Annotated in this window: 16 protein-coding genes and 1 pseudogene; 8 read left to right on the forward strand and 9 right to left on the reverse strand. The window is 57.1% G+C overall.

Annotation, left to right across the window (positions count from 1 at the left end; translation table 11 throughout):
* Positions 1 to 148 precede the first annotated feature (148 nt).
* The 4 genes and pseudogenes from AC007G_RS12135 to AC007G_RS12150 form a co-directional block, all read left to right on the forward strand.
* Positions 149 to 8731 (forward strand): glycoside hydrolase family 94 protein, encoded by an 8583-nt coding sequence (locus AC007G_RS12135; protein WP_142631009.1) that lies wholly within the window; start codon positions 149 to 151, stop codon positions 8729 to 8731.
* A 296-nt stretch (positions 8732 to 9027) separates the two neighbouring features.
* Positions 9028 to 9204, forward strand: coding sequence for a YnfU family zinc-binding protein (locus AC007G_RS12140; protein ID WP_213084091.1), 177 nt, complete (start codon positions 9028 to 9030; stop codon positions 9202 to 9204).
* A 71-nt stretch (positions 9205 to 9275) separates the two neighbouring features.
* Positions 9276 to 9548, forward strand: a complete 273-nt coding sequence (locus AC007G_RS12145) for a hypothetical protein (protein WP_046852589.1) — start codon at positions 9276 to 9278, stop codon at positions 9546 to 9548.
* 290 nt (positions 9549 to 9838) lie between these two features.
* Positions 9839 to 10159: pseudogene (locus AC007G_RS12150) on the forward strand (DUF1294 domain-containing protein); the annotation flags it as partial.
* Between the two features lie 63 nt (positions 10160 to 10222).
* Here the strand turns inward: AC007G_RS12150 and AC007G_RS12155 are convergent.
* A complete protein-coding gene (locus AC007G_RS12155; protein ID WP_032687932.1) occupies positions 10223 to 11110 on the reverse strand; it encodes a LysR family transcriptional regulator in 888 nt (295 codons plus the stop codon).
* A gap of 97 nt (positions 11111 to 11207) precedes the next feature.
* Here AC007G_RS12155 and AC007G_RS12160 point away from each other — a divergent pair, with 97 nt between their 5' ends.
* Positions 11208 to 12266, forward strand: coding sequence for an SDR family oxidoreductase (locus AC007G_RS12160; protein ID WP_032687933.1), 1059 nt, complete (start codon positions 11208 to 11210; stop codon positions 12264 to 12266).
* 116 nt (positions 12267 to 12382) lie between these two features.
* Here AC007G_RS12160 and cybB read toward each other — a convergent pair whose 3' ends face one another.
* Positions 12383 to 12919 carry a cytochrome b561 gene (gene cybB / locus AC007G_RS12165; protein ID WP_032696309.1) on the reverse strand — a complete coding sequence of 179 codons (537 nt, stop codon included), beginning with the start codon at positions 12917 to 12919 and terminating at the stop codon, positions 12383 to 12385.
* 30 nt (positions 12920 to 12949) lie between these two features.
* Complete coding sequence (locus AC007G_RS12170; protein WP_032687936.1) at positions 12950 to 13639, reverse strand: VIT1/CCC1 transporter family protein; 690 nt, start codon at positions 13637 to 13639, stop codon at positions 12950 to 12952.
* 156 nt (positions 13640 to 13795) lie between these two features.
* Between AC007G_RS12170 and AC007G_RS12175 the strand changes: the two genes are divergently transcribed.
* Entirely contained in the window at positions 13796 to 14704 is a 909-nt protein-coding gene (locus AC007G_RS12175; protein WP_142631008.1) for a cation diffusion facilitator family transporter, read from the forward strand.
* Positions 14705 to 14890: 186 nt separating this feature from the next.
* Here AC007G_RS12175 and AC007G_RS12180 read toward each other — a convergent pair whose 3' ends face one another.
* From AC007G_RS12180 to AC007G_RS12190, 3 genes are all read right to left on the reverse strand, one after another.
* Positions 14891 to 15697, reverse strand: coding sequence for a M14 family metallopeptidase (locus AC007G_RS12180; RefSeq protein WP_228724098.1), 807 nt, complete (start codon positions 15695 to 15697; stop codon positions 14891 to 14893).
* 390 nt (positions 15698 to 16087) lie between these two features.
* Positions 16088 to 16498, reverse strand: coding sequence for a DUF2000 domain-containing protein (locus AC007G_RS12185; protein WP_032687940.1), 411 nt, complete (start codon positions 16496 to 16498; stop codon positions 16088 to 16090).
* A gap of 54 nt (positions 16499 to 16552) precedes the next feature.
* Complete coding sequence (locus tag AC007G_RS12190) at positions 16553 to 17407, reverse strand: AraC family transcriptional regulator (RefSeq protein ID WP_032696313.1); 855 nt, start codon at positions 17405 to 17407, stop codon at positions 16553 to 16555.
* 302 nt (positions 17408 to 17709) lie between these two features.
* Here AC007G_RS12190 and AC007G_RS12195 point away from each other — a divergent pair, with 302 nt between their 5' ends.
* Entirely contained in the window at positions 17710 to 18738 is a 1029-nt protein-coding gene (locus AC007G_RS12195) for an LLM class flavin-dependent oxidoreductase (RefSeq protein ID WP_032687943.1), read from the forward strand.
* A gap of 68 nt (positions 18739 to 18806) precedes the next feature.
* Here the strand turns inward: AC007G_RS12195 and AC007G_RS12200 are convergent, their stop codons facing one another.
* Entirely contained in the window at positions 18807 to 19142 is a 336-nt protein-coding gene (locus AC007G_RS12200) for a gamma-glutamylcyclotransferase family protein (RefSeq protein ID WP_142631006.1), read from the reverse strand.
* A 250-nt stretch (positions 19143 to 19392) separates the two neighbouring features.
* Between AC007G_RS12200 and gap the strand changes: the two genes are divergently transcribed.
* Entirely contained in the window at positions 19393 to 20391 is a 999-nt protein-coding gene (gene gap, locus AC007G_RS12205) for a type I glyceraldehyde-3-phosphate dehydrogenase (RefSeq protein WP_032687945.1), read from the forward strand.
* Between the two features lie 66 nt (positions 20392 to 20457).
* Here the strand turns inward: gap and aldA are convergent, their stop codons facing one another.
* Both aldA and AC007G_RS12215 read right to left on the reverse strand, forming a co-directional pair.
* Positions 20458 to 21897, reverse strand: a complete 1440-nt coding sequence (gene aldA / locus AC007G_RS12210) for an aldehyde dehydrogenase (RefSeq protein ID WP_142631005.1) — start codon at positions 21895 to 21897, stop codon at positions 20458 to 20460.
* 198 nt (positions 21898 to 22095) lie between these two features.
* Entirely contained in the window at positions 22096 to 22896 is an 801-nt protein-coding gene (locus AC007G_RS12215) for a YdcF family protein (RefSeq protein WP_047664831.1), read from the reverse strand.
* Positions 22897 to 22978 lie beyond the last annotated feature (82 nt).

The following is a 22978-nucleotide window of genomic DNA, read 5'->3' on the forward strand; positions in this document are numbered from 1 at the left end:
TACGCCGACCCACTTATACCCCGTGTTCTATACTGAATAAAGACCGGCAGCTGTTAAATCCCTGATGCCTCACGCCCATCCTGAGAGAACGTTTCTGAACTGATTTCGCAACTGCTCCTGCGCGTTAATGTCGCATCAGAGCAACGCTATGAAAATGAATCCCCGAGCATGGTTTAGCCGCGCTCACCCCTTTACGAAAATCCCTGGACGGGCGCCATTCCCGGCCAACGACCCGAGCGGTGAAAATAGTCTGCGGCCAGAGCTGTTTTCGGCCCTCCAGATGGAACGTTACGGCCAAAAACTGGCGCATACACATAAGCTGTCGCCGGACAAACTGCCTTACTATCTTCTCAAACGGCTTGGCGATAACGAGGCCGTGATCACCCATAACTGTTATGCGCTCAATGCCGGGAAAAAATCGAGTATTATGCCCGCAGGCGAGTGGCTTCTTGATAATTATTACCTGATTGAGGAGCAGATTCGTATTGTCCGCCAGCACCTGCCGAAAAGCTTTGGCAAAGGTCTCCCCGCCCTGATATCGCCACACCAGTGCCCGCGTATTTACGATATCGCCTCTGAAGCGATTGCCCACGGGGACGGACGCTGGGACGTAGCCAGCCTCACCAGTTATATCGCCGCCTATCAGCAGGTGACGCCGCTGACTTTAGGCGAGGTCTGGGCTTTACCCGGCATGCTGCGTCTGTCGCTGATCGAAAACCTGCGTCGTGTCAGTATCGAAGTGGTAAAAGCCCAGCAAGAGCGCAGCCTGGCGGACACATGGCTCACGCGGATTTTTGAATGTGCGGAGAATACGCCCGCCGATTTAATCATGGTGGTTGCCGACATGGCGCGCGCTCGACCGCCGCTCAGCAGCGCGTTTGTCGCGGAACTGGTACGCCGCCTGCAGGGGCATGGCAATGCGCTGGCGCTGCCGTTGACCTGGGTGGACCAACGTCTTGCTGAACAGGGCGTGACGACCGAGGTTCTCATTCACCGCTTCAATCAACAGCTTGCCGCCAGCCAGCTTTCTGTCAGCAACAGCATCGCGGGTTTACGTTTGCTGAGCGAAACAAACTGGGCCGATTTTGCCGAGACGATCAGCGTCGTGGAGCAGACATTGCGTCTTGACCCAGCCGATACCTATTCCCGGATGCACTTTGATACTCGGGATCATTACCGCCATGTCATCGAGATTCTGGCCAGAGACAGTCGGTTCAGCGAGCCCGAAGTCGCCAGGCGGGTGCTGGCGCTTTCTCAGGAAAACGCGCCCGCCACGCCGGGACATCATGTGGGTTATTATCTGGCAGGTGAAGGCCGCGAACAGCTGGAAGTGCAACTCTGCGCTGACACTCCAGGACTTATCCGGCTGCGGCACAGTTTCAACAAAATCCCCTTGTTGTCATGGCTCGGCAGTCTCAGTTTGTTAACGACGGCCGTAACGGCCGGAATCCTGCACGCCACTGCGCAACAGGGAATGGGCTGGATACTGATCCTTTTGGCGGTGCCGCTGATTGTGGCGGTGAGCCAGTTAATCAGCGATCTGCTCAGCGAAGCGACCACCCGTTTTCGCACTCCCCGGCCTTTGCCACGAATGGATTTTTCCGCGGGAATTCCCGCTGACTGTGCGACGATGGTGGTTATTCCCTGTATGCTGACCAGCCACGCAAGCATCAGTCAGCTCCTCACCAGTCTTGAAGTGTGCTGGCTGGGCAATCAGAATGAACACCTCCGCTTCGCTCTTCTCACTGATTTTGCTGATTCAACGGTTGAAAATCCGCCGGGAAACGCCCTGCTGCTCAGGCAGGCCATCACGGAAACAGAGGCGCTTAACCGACGCTATCCCGGCAACCGCCCACGCTTTTATCTTCTGCACCGTCAGCCTGAATGGATCCCGGCACAGGAAACATGGATGGGTCATGAACGTAAGCGGGGAAAACTGGCATTGTTGAACCACTGGTTGCGCCACCCGGCAAACCAGTTTTCCAGTGTCGCCGGGCTGCCTGCGCACCAGCTGCCGGGCCCGATTAAATATGTCATCACCCTGGACAGCGATACGCTTTTGCCACGCGACACCGCGCATAAACTGGTGGCAACCATGGCACACCCGCTCAACCAGCCAGTGTATGATCCGCTGCGACAGAGGGTCGTCAAAGGGTATGGTATTTTACAGCCCGGACTGGCAGAGGAGATGCCGCGTAACGGACAGGGGCGCTATGCTGCCCTACGCAGCAGCGTACCGGGTAATAATCCCTATTCGATGATGTCTTCGGATATCTATCAGGATCTCTTCGGCGAAGGGTCGTTCGTTGGTAAAGGGATTTATGACGTCGATATCTTTGTCCAGGCCACAGCCAACGCCTGCCCGGAAAATCTGGTTCTCAGCCATGATTTACTCGAAGGGTGCTATGCCCGCTCCGGGCTACTCAGTGAAGTCTTACTCTACGAACAATACCCAAACAACTATCTGTCAGACGTTGCGCGCCGTACGCGCTGGATCCGTGGCGACTGGCAGCTGCTTAACTGGCTCAGCCCATACGTCAGAAAAGCGGATGGAACGCGGGATAAAAATCCGTTATCTCCGCTCTCCTGGTGGAAGTTATTTGATAATTTACGCCGCAGCCTGGTCGCCCCGTCGTTACTGGTACTTCTTTTTTGTTCCCTGCTCTGGGTTCCCAACCCGCTCTACTGGCTTGGCGCGCTGACGCTGGTGTGGTTATTGCCGGCGGCTCTGAGTATCCTTCACGACCTTCTTCATAAACCCCCTCGTCGCCCGTTGCGGCTACATCTTCCGCTGGTCGCCGCCGGCGCGCTGAAGCGGCTCTCCCGGATCGCACTCAATTTTGTTCTCCTGCCGCACGAGGCCGGATATTCATGCTATGCCATTACGGTGACGCTCTGGCGTCTTGCTATCAGTCAGCGCAATCTCATCCAGTGGGCTAGCCACGCGCCGGACAGCCAGCGGTCCCACCTTTCGGTGCTGCGTTTTTATCGGGCGATGTGGCTTAATGTGGTCTCCGGGGTCGCCCTGGCGATGATGACGTATCATTTTGCCCCACCGCTGCTGGCTATCGCCCTGCCCGTTGCAATGCTGTGGTGTCTGGCGCCGCTACTGATGAGCGGGTTAAGCCGCCAGCCTGTGCGTAAGACGATAGCACTGAATCCGGACCAGAAGCAGCTGCTGCGTCAGACGAGCCGCGAAATCTGGGCCTTCTTTGAGACCTTTGCCACGGCAAAAGAAAACTGGCTTCCCCCGGATAATTATCAGGAAATACCGCAGCCCACCGTCGCACATCGCACCTCCCCCACCAATATCGGGCTCTCCCTGATGGCCAACCTGACCGCCTGGGATTTTGGCTACCTGCCCGGGGGCGAGGTGTTGCAACGCGTGACGCTGACGCTCGACTCGCTGGATAAAATGGAACACTTCCGCGGCCACCTCTTTAACTGGTATGACACCCGCACGCTCGCCCCGCTCAACCCACGCTATGTCTCAAGCGTTGACAGCGGCAATATGGCGGGTCATTTACTGACATTACGCGAAGGCCTGTCCGCGATGCGTTATCAGCCGGTGTTGAACAGCGAGCAGCTGCTGGCCGGGCTGAACGACACGTTGATTATTCTGGAAAAATACTGGGGGCAAAACGCGCCAACCGGCCTGCGACTGCTGCGCAAGCACTGTCTGAATGCGGTGTCGTTGCCTGCGGGCCAGCTGTTCGGCGAACTGAAGAAAATGCGCGCCCAATGTAACCATCTGACGACGCAGTGTGCTCAGGAAAACCCGCGGGTGGTGCGCTGGACAGCGCATCTTGAACATCAGCTGGTGCAACTGTGCCATGAATGGTCGCATCTACTGGGCTGGTTACCCCAGACGTATAATGAACCGCAGCTACCGACGCTGAGCTGGCTCGCCAGCGCGAGCTATAGCGGCGAAGGAACGCCTCCGGCATCGGTTACGGCGCTGGCCCGCATGCGGCTGAAGATTCTCACTGAACTTGAACAGCGGTTGAACGATCATGCGAGAATGGATTTTGCCTTTCTGTACAGCGAAGCGACCTGTCTGCTCAGCGTCGGCTATAACTGTGATACCAATACTGCGGATAAAAGCCATTACGATCTGCTGCCCTCTGAAATCCGCCTGACCAGTTTTCTCGCCATCGCGACGAATCAGTTACCGTTAAAAAGCTGGTATGCCCTGGGGCGGCTGTTCACCACCATTGATCATGACACCGCGCTGATGTCATGGAGCGGTTCGATGTTTGAATACCTGATGCCGAATCTGGTGATGCCCACCTGGCCCGGCTGCCTGCTGGATGAAATGAGCCAGTCAGCGGTGAAACGTCAGATACACTGGGGCAAAGAGCGTGGCGTGCCATGGGGGGTCTCGGAGTCCGGCTATCATGCTTTTGATGTTCAGCACAATTATCAGTACCAGGCATTTGGCGTACCGGGCCTCGGTCTGCGGCGAGGACTGGCCGACGATATGGTGATCGCCCCGTACGCCACGCTGCTGGCACTGATGGTCTCCCCGTACAAGGCCTGCGACAATTTGCTCAGCCTGGAAAAAAACGGCGCGCGCGGCGAATACGGTTTTTATGAGGCGCTGGACTATACCCCCTCCCGCCTCGCGACCGGACAACTGTATGCTGTCGTCCAGTCCTGGATGGCGCATCATCAGGGGATGGCATTTCAGGCGCTGGCTCACGTGCTGCTTAACGCCCCGATGACCGAGCGATTCATGTCCAGTACCGCCTTCCGCTCGGCGAGCCTGTTGCTGCAGGAACGCGTCCCGGATGCGGTCGATCTCTACAGCCCGCGCCGTCATTTCGAATCCCATGAAGGGAGAGTCAAACCGGTTCGCTATGAACCGCGTATTTTCAGCGGAGCAGATACCCCGGTCCCTGAAGTGCAGCTGTTGTCCAACGGCCATTACCATCTGATGCTGACCCCTGGCGGCGGCGGTTACAGCCGCTGGAACAATCTTGCCCTCACGCGCTGGCGCAGCGATACGACCCGCGATAACTGGGGAGCATTCTGCTATATCCGCGATTCGCAAACGGAGGAAGTCTGGAGCAACACCTGGCATCCCATCGGCACAGATGCCGATAGCGGCGACGAAGCGATCTTTACCGATGCCGGCGCTGAGTTCCGGCGGACTTTCGGATCGCTGAGCGTCAGAACTCAGATTGTGGTCTCCCCGGAAGATGACATTGAACTGCGGCGGCTCACCCTGGTACACAGAGGACGGCTGCCCCGTGACCTTGAACTGACGACCTATTGCGAAGTGGTGCTGGCGCCCGACGCCAGCGACCGGGCGCATCCGGCATTCAGCAATTTGTTCATTCAGACGGAGATTAACCCCGATCGTGAGGCGATCCTCTGTCATCGCCGCCCGCGCTCGCCGGATGAACAAACCCCCTGCATGCTGCACATGGTGGTCGTGCATGGTAACAGCAGTAAAAGTATCTCGTTTGAAACGGACAGAGCCCGGTTTCTGGGTCGCGGCAGAACCCCTTCAGATGCGCAGACAGCCGGGAAAAATGGCGCGCTCAGCAACACCTCTGGGGCGGTACTGGATCCGATACTGGCGATACGCCACGCGATTACGCTGCTGCCGGGACAACCGGTTACGATTGATATCGTCTATGGCATCGGCGAAAGCCGCCAGCAAAGTCTGGCGTTACTGGAAAAATATCGGGATCACCCCATCGCTGACCGTATCTTTGAGCTGGCGTGGTCCCATAGCCTGGTGGTATTACGCCAGATGAATGCCAGTGAAGATGATGCCACGCTGTTTAACCGTCTCGCCAGTGCGGTGCTTTATCCCTGTCAGGAACTGCGGGCCGACGGCCAGATTATCAGCCGTAACCGACGAGGCCAGTCCGGCCTGTGGGGTTGGGCTATATCTGGCGATCTGCCGATAGTGCTGCTCAGCATCACCAGCGAAGAGAGCATCGCCTCGGTCACTACCCTTGTGCAGGCGCACCGATACTGGCGGCAGAAAGGACTGGAGGTCGACCTTGTGATCCTCAATGAGAGTCCCGGCGGCTATCAACAGATACTGCAAAACCAGATTATGGATTTGATTTATGCCCGCTCTGGAGCCAGCCTGCTGGATAAGTCGGGCGGCATTTTTGTCCGCAATGGCGAACATCTCTCCGCCGAAGATAAGCAGCTTCTGATGAGCGTGGCCTGTTTGTATCTTGATGATCGCGCCGGCGGACTCAGTGAACAGCTTAACCAGCGCATTCATACGTTGACCCCGCCGACCAGGCGATTCATTGCGCACGCGGCGGTACAGAGAAACCAACATGTCGACTGGACACCGGATAGCGGTAAGTTACGCCACTTCAACGGCTACGGAGGCTTTTCAGAGGACGGGCGGGAGTATCAGATTGTCCTCAGCGAAAACCAGCCGACGCCAGCGCCCTGGTCAAATATCCTGGCTAATCCCGGTTTTGGCAGCGTTATCTCGGAGGCGGGACAAGCCTACAGCTGGTATGAGAATGCGCATGAGTACCGGTTGACGCCGTGGGAAAACGATCCGGTAAGCGATCGCAGCGGCGAAGCCTTTTATCTGCGCGATGAAGAGAGCGGCGCATGCTGGTCGCCGACGGTATTGCCGGTGCGCGGACACGGTGATTATCTCACCCGCCACGGGTTTGGCTACAGCGTGTTTTCCCATCGTGAAAGCGGGATAGACAGTGAACTGACGGTACTGGTCGCCGAACAGGCGGCGGTTAAACTGGCGATCCTGACGCTCAGTAACAACTCCGGGCGAACACGGAAACTGTCGGTCACCGGCTATGCTGAATGGACCCTCGGAGATTTACGCACCCGCACCGCCTCCCATATCGTGACGTATCCCGTCACCCTTTCCGCGGGTTGCGGGGTGCTGGCCAATAATTTTTACGCTGCTAACGGCGGCGAGCGCACGGCATTCTTTGCCGTCAGCGGTTCTTACTGCTCGCTGACGGGCGACCGCCGCGAGTTTATTGGACGCAATGGCTCATTGCAAAATCCGCAGGCGATGGCACTGCGCAGGCTCTCGGGTAAAACAGGCGCCGGCCTGGATCCCTGCGCCGCAGTACAATCCGCGGCAACCTTAATTGATGGCGATCAGCGGACCTTTATCTTCGTCCTTGGCGCGGAAGAAAACCATAGCCGCGCTCAGGAGACGCTTGCCCGCTATCTCAATGAAGATACCGTCCGCCAGGAACTGAATAATGTTCACCGCTACTGGCATAACGCGCTCGATAAAATCGTGGTGACGACCCCGGATACCACCGTGAATTTACTGGTCAACGGCTGGCTGCTGTATCAGACGATGGCCTGTCGCCTGATGGCGCGTAGCGGATACTATCAATCCGGCGGCGCATTTGGTTTTCGCGATCAGCTGCAGGATACACTGGCTCTCAGCCACGCCGCCCCGGAAAAAATGCGCGAACAAATTGTACTCTGCGCCTCCCGGCAGTTTATTGAAGGAGATGTGCAGCACTGGTGGCATCCCCCGCACGGTAACGGCGTACGGACACGTTGTTCTGATGATTACCTCTGGCTGCCGTTTGCCGTCTGTCACTATGTCGAAACGATCGGTGACCCAGAAATACTGGACCTGAATATCCCTTATCTGCAGGGGCGTCCGCTCTCCGCTGGCGAAGAGTCGGTTTACGATACCCCGGTCCAGAGCAGTAGCGAAGAGACGCTCTGGTTACACTGCGTCAAAGCCATTGAGCACGGATTACAGTCCGGACAGCACGGTCTCCCGCTAATGGGCGCGGGTGACTGGAATGACGGGATGAACCGGGTTGGCATTGAGGGTAAAGGTGAAAGCGTCTGGCTGGGCTTCTTCCTGTACGATATTTTACAACGCTTCGCTTCACTTGCCGATCGGCGCCAGGATGACGCAGTCGCGTCCCTGTGTCGTCGCGAGGCGCTGCGTTTGCAAAACAATCTCGAAGCCTCCGCCTGGGACGGCGAATGGTACCGGCGAGGATATTTTGACGATGGGACTCCCCTCGGGTCAAAAGCTTCGCAGGACTGCCGAATTGATGCGATTGCCCAGAGCTGGTCGGTGCTCTCCGGCGCGGTCAGCCGGACGCGCAGCGAGCTGGCGATGCAGGCGCTGGATAAGTACCTGGTGGATAACGAGGGCGGATTAATAAAACTATTAACCCCGCCGTTCGACGGCCACGGCCCTAATCCGGGCTATATCCAGGGCTATCTGCCCGGCGTGCGGGAAAACGGCGGGCAGTATACTCACGGCGCCATCTGGGCGGTCATGGCGTTTGCCCGCATGGGGAACGCGGAACGCGCGTGGCAACTATGGTCGATGATCAATCCGATAAACCACGCGCTGGATGCCGATGGCGTGGAAAAATATATGGCGGAGCCCTATGTGATGAGTGCGGATGTCTACAGTGTCTCCCCGCATAGCGGCCGGGCCGGGTGGAGCTGGTATACCGGTTCAGCGGGCTGGGCATATCGTCTGCTGACAGAGGAGCTGCTGGGAATAAAACGCGGCGCGACGTCCTTCACCGTTCACCCGCTGCTGCCGACCAGCTGGCCCTCTTTTGCCCTGACTTATCAATACCGCGATAGTCAGTATCGCATTACCGTCTCACGTGGCGACGGGCAATACCAGGCCACCCTGGATGGCCTGCTCCTCGCCGACGATACCATTCCGCTGCTGGATGACGGACAGCCCCATAGCCTCGATATCATTCAGAACTGATGGCAAACAACCCGCGCATTAACGCCAGTCGTTAATGCGCGAATTATTTTGGCCAATATTCATTGGCGCGCTGCATCGAGAAATTATCCAACTTTTATTTGGCTTAGCTATTTGGCTTAGCCGGTTAACTGCGGTGAGACAATATGATTTCGTTATCAATTTCTCCCCGCCGCGTGCAATTGCGCGAGGATCCGTTAACGGCTCGTCTTTAGCCTCTTCAGCGCAGAAATATAATAAAAAGAATAACCGTCAAGAAAGGCGTATAATAAATAACACACCCCTCAGAGAATAAATTTATGTCTTACACCAGTGGAATCAGACAGTTCAAAGAAAGACCTGTCCATGTCACTTGCCCCGCCTGTTCCTGCATAGCAGACCAGAAGGCCGGTAAATTACGCAAAGATGCGATTCTGCACTGCCCGCAATGCGGATTACACTTCCGCCCCTCAGAATGCTGGTGTATTGGCGGCTGAGCAGCAAGTCAATCTCAACTCTTTAAAAACAGCAACATACCTGTTTTACCACGGCGATAAAGGAAAGGCTTATGAAAACCAGAAAAGATGTTTTTATTGAAGGCGATATTCTTGCCAGCCGTCATCCTGGAGAATCGAACCAGCCTTTCTGCATCCATAGGGTAAGGTTTAGCAATGGTAAATATGCGATTATTCGGGCAGCAACAGGGCGATGCTTCATTCCCGGAGAAATGATCCAACGACAGGGTAACGAATGGTTTTACAACCATGTAAAAATTCGTTTGCTCGGCTTTGAATATCTTGATGAAAAAGAATCCGCCAGACAATTTATTGAGTGTTTTTGATATTCATGAACGCGCTATCAGAAATAACATCTGCGCTGTAAACTCACGTCATTAAACCGACGCTGCGTCCGGCGTTTTTGCCACCCGGTTCACCCGGCGCCCTGGCCTGCCAGTGTGCATAAACCGTTTGAAGCACCTTAACGCGTTGGTGGAAAGGATGAGTCCTGCTTGTCGCGCTGATTTATGTCCGAGGCGCAACGGGCGGCGAAGGCCATCAGCAGATTTTTCTTCCGGTCGCATGGTGAGTATAATTCGCCCTCTACATTCACCGATCGCTGCTGGCTCATGGTATGAATCTCAATCGCTTCTGTTATTTACTCCTCGTTTGCGCGGCGACCGCGAGCCTGTTGACTCCGCATCCTTATGTTACGTGGTTCCTGCTCGTCAGCGTACTGACGCTGGTGATTTACGGCATGGATAAAATGGCGGCGCGCAAGGCCTGGCGTCGGGTGCCGGAATCGACCTTGCTGGTATTCGGGTTTGTCGGCGGATGGCCTGGTGCGATTGTCGGTCAACAGATCTTCCGCCATAAAACGCAAAAACAGCCCTTTAAAACCTACTTCATCATCAGCGTGATAGTGAGTATTCTCGCGACGCTGGCGGTTTATCAGTTCTCTTCGCACTCTGCTTCGACCGTTTCCCGTTCGGTTTTCCCCAACGCGAATGTCTCGCCTTCAGATATTGCCCGTAATGTCAGGCAGTAAGGATTCGATGGCGCTGATAATGCTTCTGACCCTCTGGGGGATAAAGCGGGCGTCGGGATAGACGGCGTAGAGGAAGCGGTCAGGTAAGCGCCACGCGGGTAACACCGGTACCAGCCTGCCGGATTGCACCGCCCTGGCCGCAAGCGGGAGCTGCATACCGCCGATACCGAGGCCGGATTCAATCGCCTGGCGCAGAGCCTCACTGGTATTGGCCCGGAAAACGGTATTCACCTTCACATCGAGAGTATTCTGACCCGAAACCAGGCGGAGCGGTGCTTCCAGCGGGATAGCGCTGAAGCGCACGTGCGGATGCATCGCCAGCTCGCTGACGGAGTGCAGCGGTGTAAAATCAGGTGCCGCAAAGAGCGCCGTTTCAATACGCGCCAGCACGCGCGCCGCGTGCGTTTGCGGTGGCTCATGGCTCAGCCGCAGCGCGACATCGACCCCTTCAGTAACCAGATCGGCGATGCGGTCATCCAGTGACAGCATCAGATGCAAGCCGGGATTCCTTTTCTGCAGCGCCAGCAGGTGGGGCATAAAAATCTGCCCCAGACCGCTCGGCAACTGCACATGTACCCGGCCCTGAAACTGATGATCGGCAGGGTTCAACCGCCTTTCCGCTTCCCTCATGGCCTCGAGCAAAAGCTGCATATCACGCCGGTAGCTTTCCCCCTGTTCAGTCAGCGCCATCACCCGCGTAGTACGATGCAGCAATACCACGCCGAGCTCCTCTTCAAGCGCCGCAATCTGTTGACTGACGGCAGATTGCTTCATCCCGCTCTGGCGAGCGGCCGCAGAAAAAGAACCCGCCTCGGCGACGCGTAAAAAAGTGGCTATCGCATTAAGCTTATTATTCATTTAATGATTCTGCTTATAAGTGCCATCAGTTTCAGGGGATATGTGTGAAAAAAATAATATATCACACTGTTTCTGCCACCTTCCCTGGAGAAACACGATGAATAAGATACAGCAACAGAAAGTCGCGCTGGTCGCCGGCGCCAGCGGTATTATCGGCAGCCAGCTTGTCAAAACGCTTCTGCGTAATGGCTGGGAGGTCATCGGACTGAGCCGCCATGCCCTCTCCCACCCTGACGGCATTCCGCTGGTCGAGGTTGATTTACTCGATGCCGAGGACAGCGCGCGGGCGCTGCGGCCCCTTAGCAATATCACCCATATTTTTTACAGCGCCTGGGTGAATGCCGCAAACTGGACGGAGATGGTTGCCCCGAACGTTACCATGCTGCGTAATCTGGTCAGTCAAATCGAGGACCGGGCTCCGCTGCAAACGGTCAGTCTGATGCAAGGATACAAGGTCTATGGCGCGCATCTTGGGCCGTTCAAAACCCCGGCGCGTGAAAGCGATCCTGGCGTCCCGGGCGCTGAATTTAACGCCGCCCAGCTCACGTGGCTCAGCCATTTTCAGCGTGGAAAAACGTGGCACTGGAATGCCATCCGCCCTGGCGTAGTGGGTAGCGCGGTGGCGGGCAATACCATGAATCTCGCCCTGAGCATCGCCCTGTACGCCTCGCTGTGCCGGGCGTTGAATCTGCCGCTGCGTTTTCCCGGTTCACCACAGACCTGGCACAGCATCGTCGATTTCACGGATGCCGGATTGCTGGCAGAGGCGACCCTGTGGGCGGCAACCTCGCCCGTGGCGCAGAATCAGGCTTTCAATGTCAATAACGGTGACGTCTGGCGCTGGAGCGAACTATGGCCGCAGATCGCACGCTGGTTTGGGCTGGAGGTTGCCCCGCCGGTCAGGCTCTCCTTTCAGCAGTTATTTAAGGACTATCGCGCGCAATGGCGCGACCTTGCCGGGCAGCGGCTGGTGGAGCCGGAACTTTTACGGCTCAGCGACGGCAATTTTGCCGATTTCGTCTTTGGCTGGCATTACGACATGTTTGGCGATGGCAGTAAACTGCGTCGGGCGGGCTTCTCCCGAATGCAGGCAACCGACGAAATGTTTTTCAGTCTCTTCGCGCAGCTGAGAGAGGCACGCATTATCCCCCGATAGCGCGTGGCGCTGAAATACAAACCGGAACGCGCCGGCGTGTTCCGGAGAACGGCCACCGGGGGAGGTTGCGCGCGACGCTCTCCCGGCATGACCCAGGGAGGGGGCAGATTACCGGCTCAGTCCCGATGTTTTCCTGGCATCATTCGGAGTAAGGTGTTGTCACGCCATATATAGTGGTGCATCAGGGCGGCCGCGGCATGTAAACCAACGATAAAATAACCGGTATTGGCCAGGAATTCATGAACGTCTTTCAGGCTGCTTTGCAGCAGACTGTTTTTCACTGCTGAAATCGGCATATTAATAAAAATAAAGCTCCATTCTTTTTGGCCAAAATAGAGCGACAGAACCCCCAGCGCCGGAAGGATAATAAAAAGGCAATATAAAATAAAATGCATCAACGAGGCGCTGAGTTTCTGCCACTGGGGGAGCGCCGGGACCACCGGTGGTTGCGGAGAAAAAAGCCTGACGACCATTCTGACTAACATCAGAATAAATACGCTGACCCCACAACTGTAATGCGCGGTCGCCATCCAGTAACGACCTGGGGAATTTTTAGGGAAGATCCCCTTAAACTCCATCGCCGCGTAAGTGATGACGATGAGCAGCAACACCAGCCAGTGCAGCGCTATCTGACTCCCTGAATATTTTTTCAATTTTATGTTTCCTTATCGCTTAACGGTCATTCAGGCCATCGCCTGACCGGCGAGAGAACCGGCCCCCATGGATAAAGCCATAGCCATTGCGCTCCAGAACGTGATTCTTATTATTGCCTTCAGCGGTGACGCATTCCCCGCAACCGAGGAGATATAGCCAAGAATAACCAGCGAAAAAAGCGTGGCGAGAATCACGAACGGAAAAACCCGCGTTGCCGGCGCTAGCCAGGCGATGATGACAGGCAGCAGCGCGCCGGCGGAAAAGCTAAACGCTGAAAATATCGCGGCCTGCAGCGGCTGCGCCGAATTGGTCTGCGTCAGCCCCAGCTCTTCCCGGGCATGAGCGTCCAGCGCATCCTTCGCCATAAGCTGTTCCGCGACCCGCTGCGCCAGGGCCGGCTCCAGGCCGCGCTGCCTGTACAGCGAAGCCAGTTCCTGCACCTCTTCCTCGTAATTTGCCGCCAGCTCTCTTTTTTCCTGACTGAGCGCCGCGTGTTCGCTATCCGCCTGCGATGAAACGGAAACATATTCGCCGGTTGCCATCGACATGGCGCCCGCAACCAGCCCGGCCACCCCGGCCAGTAAAATACCCGACGGCGAAGTGCCCGCCGCGGCGACCCCGAGAACCAGACTGGCGGTCGACACGATGCCATCATTCGCGCCCAGCACTGCCGCTCTCAGCCACCCTACTTTGCCGATACTGTGTCGTTCCAGATGCATAGTGGTTTTCCTTGTGATCAGGAAATGAGTCATCCTGGCATGACGGATATATATAAATCAGCTCACCCGTAACTTATTCTTTTATCATTAACCTTACATTAAGATTACGCCAGTATAATCCAGTGCCTGATGTTAATTATTTAAACGGACTGTTTTATGCGAAATGATAATGGGTATCATGAACGTTCAGCCATCGCACAAAAAAGCACATTAATCAGCGCCGCGGTTAATATTACCTTGTCATTCATGCAAATTCTTAGCGGTATATTTTATGGCTCTCAGGGTTTAATTGCTGATGGTATTCATTCTCTTTCTGATTTAGTGGCAGATGCGGTGGTGCTGCTGGCAAATAAAAAAAGCCGTAAACCCTCGGACAACGATCACCATTACGGCCACTGGCGATACGAGAACGGCGCGTCATTGATTCTCGGAATGATGCTGGTTGCCGTGGGCGTCGGTATGCTGTGGTCGGCTGCCGGGAAATTGCTGCACCCTGAGTCACTCTCCGAGGTACATGTTACCGCGCTGTGGGTCGCGCTTACCGCTCTCGCGATCAAGGAAACGCTGTTCCGCTATATGCGCAGGGTGGCGATCCGCCTCCAGTCCTCTCTGCTGATGGCCAATGCATGGCATGCCCGTTCTGATGCCGCTTCATCGGTGGTTGTCGCTATCGGTATTACCGGGACGCTGGCCGGCTACCCGTGGTTTGATCCGGCGGCGGCTTTGGTGGTCGGGCTGCTGATCCTGCGCATGGGCTACGCATTCGCGGCTGACGCGATGCACGATCTGATGGACCGCGCGGCGGATAGCGATAAAGAACATGAAATCAAAGCGCTGCTTCTGTCAACACCGGGGGTCGCCGGGCTTCATGATCTGAAAACGCGTAAAGCGGGAGATCTTATCCTTGTCGATGTGCATCTGGAGGTGCCGGAACATCTCTCCGTCCGCGATAGCCATAACATCGCCGTCGCGGCGCGGGAAAGAGTGTTGCAAACAAACGGCATTCTCAATGTCATGGTGCATATCGATCCCTTTTCAGCAAACGCGCCAAATCAGTGCCTGTAGTCCGCTGTTGGGTCTGCTCTTCGCTCGAGGCCGCCGCCGATGGCGCCAGAATGCGCATCGGCGTGATGAGAATGCGGCCAGGACATGACCTGCGCATGCAGCATAAAACGCATCGTCGTTAGCCCAGGGGAAAGGATCGGCAAAACCTGGCGGGCAGAGCGGGCGATATCTGCCCGCTCCGATCACTCAGCGTGATAATGCAAATTCAATGGCCCGCCGGACGGTGACAACCTGCGCCCGGGTACACTCCTGCGGGGAAGTTTTCGCGCTATCGGGATAGACTTCGGTTGTGGTGGTAAACGGCGCGCCGGTTATGGTCGAGCACAGGTGCCAGGCATTATTGTCATACTCAACAATGCCATGACCGATGACCGGATAACCGAGCACGGTCTCCCCAGGCACCGACGGAGCAATGTGCGTCACCTGCGCAACCGCAGAAATCAACGCGCTCTGGAAATCCAGTCTTGAATTGCGCTCGTCGCTGACCAGATAGAAACCGTCAGGAATATTCTCTGGTTTATAGGCCACGCCGTCCCTGGCAGCCCGCGCGGGGCTGAACTCACTTTCGTCCGTATCGGTCGTTTCATGCAAATCAACGTGCACGGCGAAGCGGCCTTGCAGCGGCGAAATGAGCCTCATCAAGGCCTGGGACTCCTCCGCTGTGCCCTCGGGGAAAAATTGCCGGTTAGGGTCGACGGCATCGTAGTTCCAACGGGAAATACGCTCATAGGCCCAGGGGCTGACGCAGGGCGCCACCAATAGATTGATTTTTCCCGCATACTCATCCTGATATTCAGTCAAAAACGTCAGGGCGCCCATCACGCCGCTGGTTTCATAACCGTGGACGCCGCCGGTAACGAGAGCCACCGGCAGAGTATCGTCCCAGTTTTTTGATTTTGCCGCCCTCAACGGATAAACATCATCGGCGTAACGCAATTCGCCATACTGAATGACATCGAACCGCTGCTTCAGGCCATCAAGTACAGCGGACACATCGCGCTGATAGCTCCGGGATCGCCTCTGATTCTGCCGCCAGCGTTGTATTTCGACTGCTGTCCAGGGTTGCCCCGGGGTACCGATTGGATAAAACTGATTCAGGGTCATATTTCACTCAGAGAATAAAAGAGAGTATCGGGTGCGGGAAGAGAGGGATGCAGCGCAACTCCCGGAACCGTCGATGAAAACATGTCGGCAATCAGGCCGTTGGCCAATTGCGCCATCTCTGAATTAAAGCACAGATCGCCGCAAGGACAACAGCGACTGAAGGCAGGTCAATACGCGATTCCCGTCGAAGCAGGATGGTAGATGGGGGCGGACAGGGTTTCTGCCGCCCGAGGCGGCAGCGACCTGGGGCAATCCGCCCTCGTGGCAACGGCAGGCAAACTAACCGTGGAGAGAAAGTCCCTTGATCACTTTATCCACCATTTTTTTCGGGCCACGGATCCCGAGCCCGACCAGATCCAGATTCTCCGCATCGGCGCTGATAAACACCTCACGATTGGCCTCATCGTACCCGGTGGCAAACATGGCGTGAATGTAGGGAATAATGGTCACTTCCCGCTCAAGCGCTTTGCGATGCACAACCTGTAATTTTTCCAGCCCGCCCTCAAATATCAGCATGGGCTGGCCAGACATATTGCCATACTGCCGGCCCAGTGAATCGATATAGGGTTGGCCGAGGATCTCGGGAGCCGCAGAGGCAATCCCCGTCGCCAGAAACGCCACCACATTCAGTCGCTGCCATGTCGCTAAATCATCGCGCACGATATAGGCAATCTTCGTGTCAAAGGTCATCAAAATACTCCTGTCTGTACCGCGAAAATATTATCTTCACGTAAGCCCGGGGCATCAGTATAGAACGTTTGAGCAGCGGCTCTGAAAGGCCACCGGCGAGATCCGGTAAGCGCGCCGGAACCAGCGACCCAGATGGCTCTGATCGGCAAAACCGGTCTCTGCCGCAACCTGCGACACCGCGAGGCCTCCGGCCAGCAGCCGTCGCGCGGTGCGCAGGCGCAGCCTGACCAGATAGGCATGGGGCGTCTGCCCGAAGGCCGCCTTGAATTGCCGGCTCAGGCGGAACCGGTCGATACCGCTGATCTCAGCCAGCTCATCGAGGCCGGTATTCCAGGCGAGATGGTCGTGCAGATACTCGCGGACCCGGTTCATCCTGACCAGTGAATCGGTCATCGCCGTCGCCGGCTTCACGGCAACGTGAGGAGTCAGATGCGCCACCAGACGATCGAGGCTCTCATCACACGCCAACCGACCTTCCCCATGATGAATGGCCGCAAACGCCTGCGAGATGGCCATGATCAAGTCGCGATCGTCGGTCAGCGTATGGCGAAAGGCGGCTTCCACCAGAGAAATATCGCCCATGCCGCGCTGACGCAGACTGTCGGACATCCAGCGCTGCGGGATGTAGAGCATGGCATAGGTGAATCCGCTGGGCTGCGGGGCATGGCCATCATGCACGGCTCCCGGTTCGATAAGGATCGCTTTCCCCGGCGTACTGGTATGCACAGCGCGGTGACAGCTGAAGCGCTGTGAACCCTGTAAAGTGACCCCCAGCAGCAGCTCCTCGTGGTCGTGGCTGTCGTAAGCATGGCCTTTAAAGTGCGCGTTGACACTTTCAATACCCGTAGCGGCATCCCGGCGAAAGTCGACCCAATCGCCGGATGTCGCCGGCGGCGTTTTTTCTGACATCATCACACTCTGACAACGTTGACGGGACAATAAGCTTAACAGGGAACTGAGCGACGAATTGGCCTAAAATGCGCCACATATTATCGGGGTTCAGCGGCGCATCACCCCAGCCACTCTCTCCCGGACGGCGCTACCGGCGCCCCGTTTCAATCAATTTATTTGATGCATTATGTTAAACAAACGTTATTTATTCTCCTCAGGGAATACGTAAAGTAGTGATTATGCCAAACGAGAACCGGCCGGCTTCACCGAGGCCGGCACCCGTCTACTGAACATTCCCTGCAAACCAGGATAAAGACGTCATGAAAAAGATTGGATTTTTGTCATTCGGACACTGGACGCCATCGCCGCAGTCCGCTACCCGCTCTGCCGCTGACGCATTGCTGCAATCCATCGATCTGGCGGTGGCCGCTGAAGAGCTGGGCGCTGACGGCGCCTGGTTCAGAGTGCATCACTTTGCCCGTCAGCTCAGTTCGCCGTTTCCTCTGCTGGCGGCGATCGGCGCCAGAACCCGGCGTATTGAGATAGGTACCGGCGTTATCGATATGCGCTATGAAAACCCGCTGTACATGGCCGAAGATGCCGGCGCCGCGGACTTGATCTCCGGCGGACGCCTGCAGCTGGGTATCAGCCGGGGCTCCCCGGAGCAGGTGATCGACGGCTGGCGCTATTTCGGTTACGTCCCTGGCGAAGGTGAAAATGAATCCGATATGGCGCGCCGGCATTCTGAGGTGTTGCTGGACGTCCTGCGCGGCGAAGGCTTTGCGAAACCCAATCCGCAGCCGATGTTCCCGAACCCGCCGGGTCTGCTGCGCCCGGAACCCTATTCCGCAGGCCTGCGCGAGCGCATCTGGTGGGGCGCCGGTTCGAATGCAACGGCGGAGTGGGCCGCCAGACTGGGAATGAACCTGCAAAGCTCGACCTTAAAAGACGATGAAACCGGCGAACCGTTCCATATTCAGCAGGCGAAACAGATCCGGGCCTATCGCGACGCCTGGGCGCAAGCCGGGCATACGTGGACGCCGCGCGTCTCCGTTAGCCGCAGCATTTTTGCCCTGATGGACGATCGGGACCGGCGCTATTTTGGCTCCAGCCATGACGACAGCGATAAAGTCGGTTTCCTCGACGAGAAGACCCGCGCAATTTTCGGTCGCAGCTATGCCGCCGAACCGGACAAGCTGATTGCGCAGCTGCAGCAGGATGAGGCGATTGCCGAGGCGGATACGCTGCTACTGACCGTGCCAAACCAGCTCGGCGTCGATTACAACGTGCACGTCATCGAGTCCATCCTGCAACATGTTGCGCCGGCGATGGGCTGGCGCGACAAATAAGTTTGCCACGTCCACGCCCTGCCCGCCGCTGGCGGAGCACATGGCCTGGAGCAGCCCGCCGGGATGCGTTATCGGCGGGCTGGCGGCTGAAGCTGATAGATCCACGCGGTCACGCGCTGCTCCTCTGCCATCGTCACCTCCACCGCCACCCGGTCGTAGCCCTCTTCGAACTCATCCAGCATCAGCCAGTGCGCGGCAAGTTTATCCGATATAAAGAGATAACCGTCGACCCGGGGCCCCTGTTTATCGAGGACGATACCCGGGAAATCGGCAGCGGCCCCCCAGCCGCGCGCATAAAACGTGCCGTGCACCCAACCCGGCAGCCACTCGCCGCCGATATTTTCCAGAATGGGGGCATTTTCATGGCCCGGACGCAGCGTGCCGTAAACAAATAAACGTTCCATGATTCCTCGTCGCAAAGTCACTCATGCCCGACGGGCGGTGAAAAGGTTCAAAATACGAGGGAACACCGCGCTTAGCAAGATGCGGGAAACGCGACTAGCCCGCGGCAGAGAATACATTAATTTTTCTGTAGTGTTTTTCAACCGCTTAGCGGATGGCGAGACTTTCCGGGTTGCCGATTCGCCATGAGTAGAGTATGCCTGGAGTGTCTTATACCCTCAACCTCACTCACTATCCTACCGGAGGCTTTAGATGAGCAAACTAGGGATTAATGGCTTTGGTCGTATCGGACGTCTGGTATTACGCCGTTTACTGGAAGTGAACAGCCCGCTTGAAGTGGTGGCGATCAACGATCTTACCTCGCCGAAAGTGCTGGCCTATTTGTTAAAACATGACTCAAACTACGGGCCGTTCCCGTGGAGCGTTGATTTTACGGAAGATGCGCTCATCGTGAATGGCAAAAAAATTACCGTCTATGCCGAGAAAGAGGCCCGGCATATTCCGTGGACAGCGGTGGGTGCGGAACTGATTGTCGAGTGTACCGGCTTCTACACATCCACCGAGAAGGCGCAGGCGCATCTCGATGCCGGGGCGAAAAAAGTCCTGATCTCCGCCCCTGCCGGTGACATGAAGACCATCGTCTATAACGTCAACGACGATACCCTGACCGCCGATGACACCATCATTTCCGTCGCCTCCTGTACCACCAACTGCCTGGCGCCGATGGCCAAAGTCCTCAACGATGCTTTCGGCATTAAGCTCGGCACCATGACCACCATTCATGCCTACACCGGCACCCAGTCGCTGGTTGACGGCCCGCGGGGGAAAGATTTACGCGCCTCGCGCGCGGCGGCGGAAAACATCATCCCGCACACCACCGGGGCGGCGAAAGCCATCGGGCTGGTTATTCCTGCGCTCAGCGGCAAGCTGAAGGGTCACGCCCAGCGCGTGCCGACCAAAACCGGCTCAGTCACCGAACTGGTCTCCATCCTGGAGAAAAAAGTCACCGCCGATGAGGTCAATCAGGCGATGAAGAAAGCGGCGGAGAACAACGAATCCTTCGGCTACACCGAAGAAGAGATCGTCTCTTCTGACATTATCGGCAGCCATTTCGGCTCGATTTACGATGCCACCCAGCTTGAAGTCGCCGAAGCCGGCGACGTTCAGCTGGTCAAAACCGTTGCCTGGTACGATAACGAGTACGGTTTTGTCACCCAGCTAATCCGCGTGCTGGATAAATTTGCCCACTAGCCATCGCGGCGACGCAAAAAAGCGGATAGCCTGGCTATCCGCTTGTTGGTCAGCCGAAACCGGCGCTTAAGACTGTAAATAGACGACCTGGGTTTGCAGATACTCATTCAACCCATGACGACCGTCGGCACCGCCGATACCCGATTTTCGCCATCCGGCATGAAAGCCCTGCATCGCTTCAAAGTTCTCACGGTTAATGTAGGTTTCACCGAACTTCAGCCCCTTTATCGCCTTCATCGCCACGTTCAGATCCCGGGTATAGATCGAGGAGGTCAGGCCATAGTCGCTGTCATTGGCCATCGCCAGCGCCTCATCCAGGGTGTCAAACGCCACCACCGGCAGCACCGGACCAAAGGTCTCTTCATGAATGATGTCCATCTCCTGACGCACGTCCAGCAGCAGAGTCGGCGGATAAAAATAGCCCTGGCCCGCTACCGCGCTGCCGCCCAGCGCCAGACGCGCCCCCTGCGCTAACGCCCTGGCCACTTTCTGTTCGACGCGTTCCCGCGCGGCGGCGTTGATCAACGGCCCCATGGCGATATCGTCGCGGGTAGCCGGGTCGCCAAACTGTACCGCCTTTAAGGCTTCGCCCAGGCGATTCACAAATCGATCGTAAATGCCTTTTTGCACGTAGACCCGCTCCACGCAGTTACATACCTGCCCGCTGTTAATGACCCGGGAATCCACCACCGCTTTTACCGCCAGCTCAAGGTCGGCATCATCCATCACGATAGCCGGCGCCTTACCGCCCAGTTCAAGGCACACTTTGGTGATGTTCTTCGCCGCGGCGGCCATAATCTTCTCGCCCGCGCCGACGCTGCCGGTCATACTGACCATCGCCACTTTGGCATTTGCCGCCAGCTCGTGACCAACGGTTTCGCCGCGGCCCAGCACCAGATTAAACACCCCTTTCGGCAGGCCGATGTCATCGACAATCTGCGCAAATGCGACGGCGTTGTTGGGGGTAAACTCGCTGGGTTTAATGACGATGGTGTTGCCGGTAATTAGCGCTGGCGCCAGCTTGCGGGCGATGAGGAAGAACGGGAAGTTCCACGGCAGAATTCCGGTGGTGACGCCCAGCGCGCGTTTGAAGACGAGGATATTTTCCCCTGGCCGATCGCTCTGGACGATTTCGCCTTCATAGCGACGCGCCCACTCGGCCATATAGTCAAGATAATCGGCGGTAAATGAAACCTCCACCGCCGCCAGCTGCTGGATTTTGCCCCCTTCCGCCACGATCAGCGCGGCAATCTCCTGCGCGCGCTGGCGAATGCCGGCGGCAATTTTTCGCAGCCAGCCCGCGCGCTCAATCGCCGGCAGCGCCTCCCAGGCCGGCTGCGCACGCTCTGCCGCCTCAATAGCCCGCCGGGCATCGTCAGCCGTACCATCGGGGATACGGGAAAGCAGCGCTTCCGTTGCCGGGTTGAGTACATCGATCCAGGCGTCGCCACGCCCAACCACAAACTGACCATCAATATACATCGGGTGCTGAACGGGTACTGTCATGGCCTGCTCCTGTAGATTTAGTGTTTTTAACAAGTAACTTATTTGTTAAAAATCTACCCACGCGCAGCGCCAGAAGCAGACGGTCAGCATGATTTTGTGAAACAGCTCATGAAAACGCGCCGACATCACGGCGATAAAGTTACATATTGGCAACAAAAACTGCCCGTTTGCGAAAAACGCGCCGCAAACGGGCAACACTCATCCGGGAGCGCGGGCGTGCAGCGCTTCACCCAGCAGGTTGTCCTCACTCAACCGTTGTCCGGCTTCGAGGATCCGGGCGGGGATATCCACATGGACGATAAAATCTTTTCCGCGCGGGCCGTATCCCTGGGGGGCATCCAGCAACCGCGGCAGCTCTCCCAGAATCAGCGACAGATAGCGTCCGACCGGCCACAGCCCGGCAGCGTCACCGCGAAAAGCCAGCCCGTTCGCCGTATTGCCCAGCAGCGGCGCACAGCCCGGCGTACTGTACCACTGCGGCGCGACCGTCTCGTCCTGCCAGACGCGGGCAAAGGTCGCCATGGTCCGCCGCTGCATCGTCGGATCCTGGAGCACCACGCCAGCGCGGGGAGCGATTCCCGTCGCCGCCAGCATCTCGCGGGTAAAGCGCGCGTTCTCGCCGCAGTTGGTGGAACGATCCTCAACCACGATCCTGTCTCGGGGGATATGCCAGAAACGGTGGGCGATATCGGCGAGGATATGCGCCTCCGGGCGCCCGTCGACCGGCAGCGACCGATAGCGCGGCTCGTTGCGTATCGCGTCGTAAAGAAAGGCCGTGGAGTGGCCAACCCCGCCGCTAATCAGCAGCGGCACCCCGGCGTCAGCCGCCAGCCGACAGGCGGCGTCAATGGTCGGGATCACCGCGTTGCCCGCCAGCACCACAATATCCACCGCCGGCGTCGGCGCCTGTGCGGTAAAATCATCCAGCGCCAGCCACTGGCCCAGGCAGTTGGCCGCCGCCAGCGTGGCATCCGGCAGGGATGGAAACTGCTCACTCATACTCGCTCCTTTCGTGCCATCTCATCCGTCAAGGACGTCGGCCATATCATAAACCGCCGCCCACGGTGGCGGCGAATAAACG

The organism is Klebsiella sp. CSG-1 (assembly GCF_056521145.1).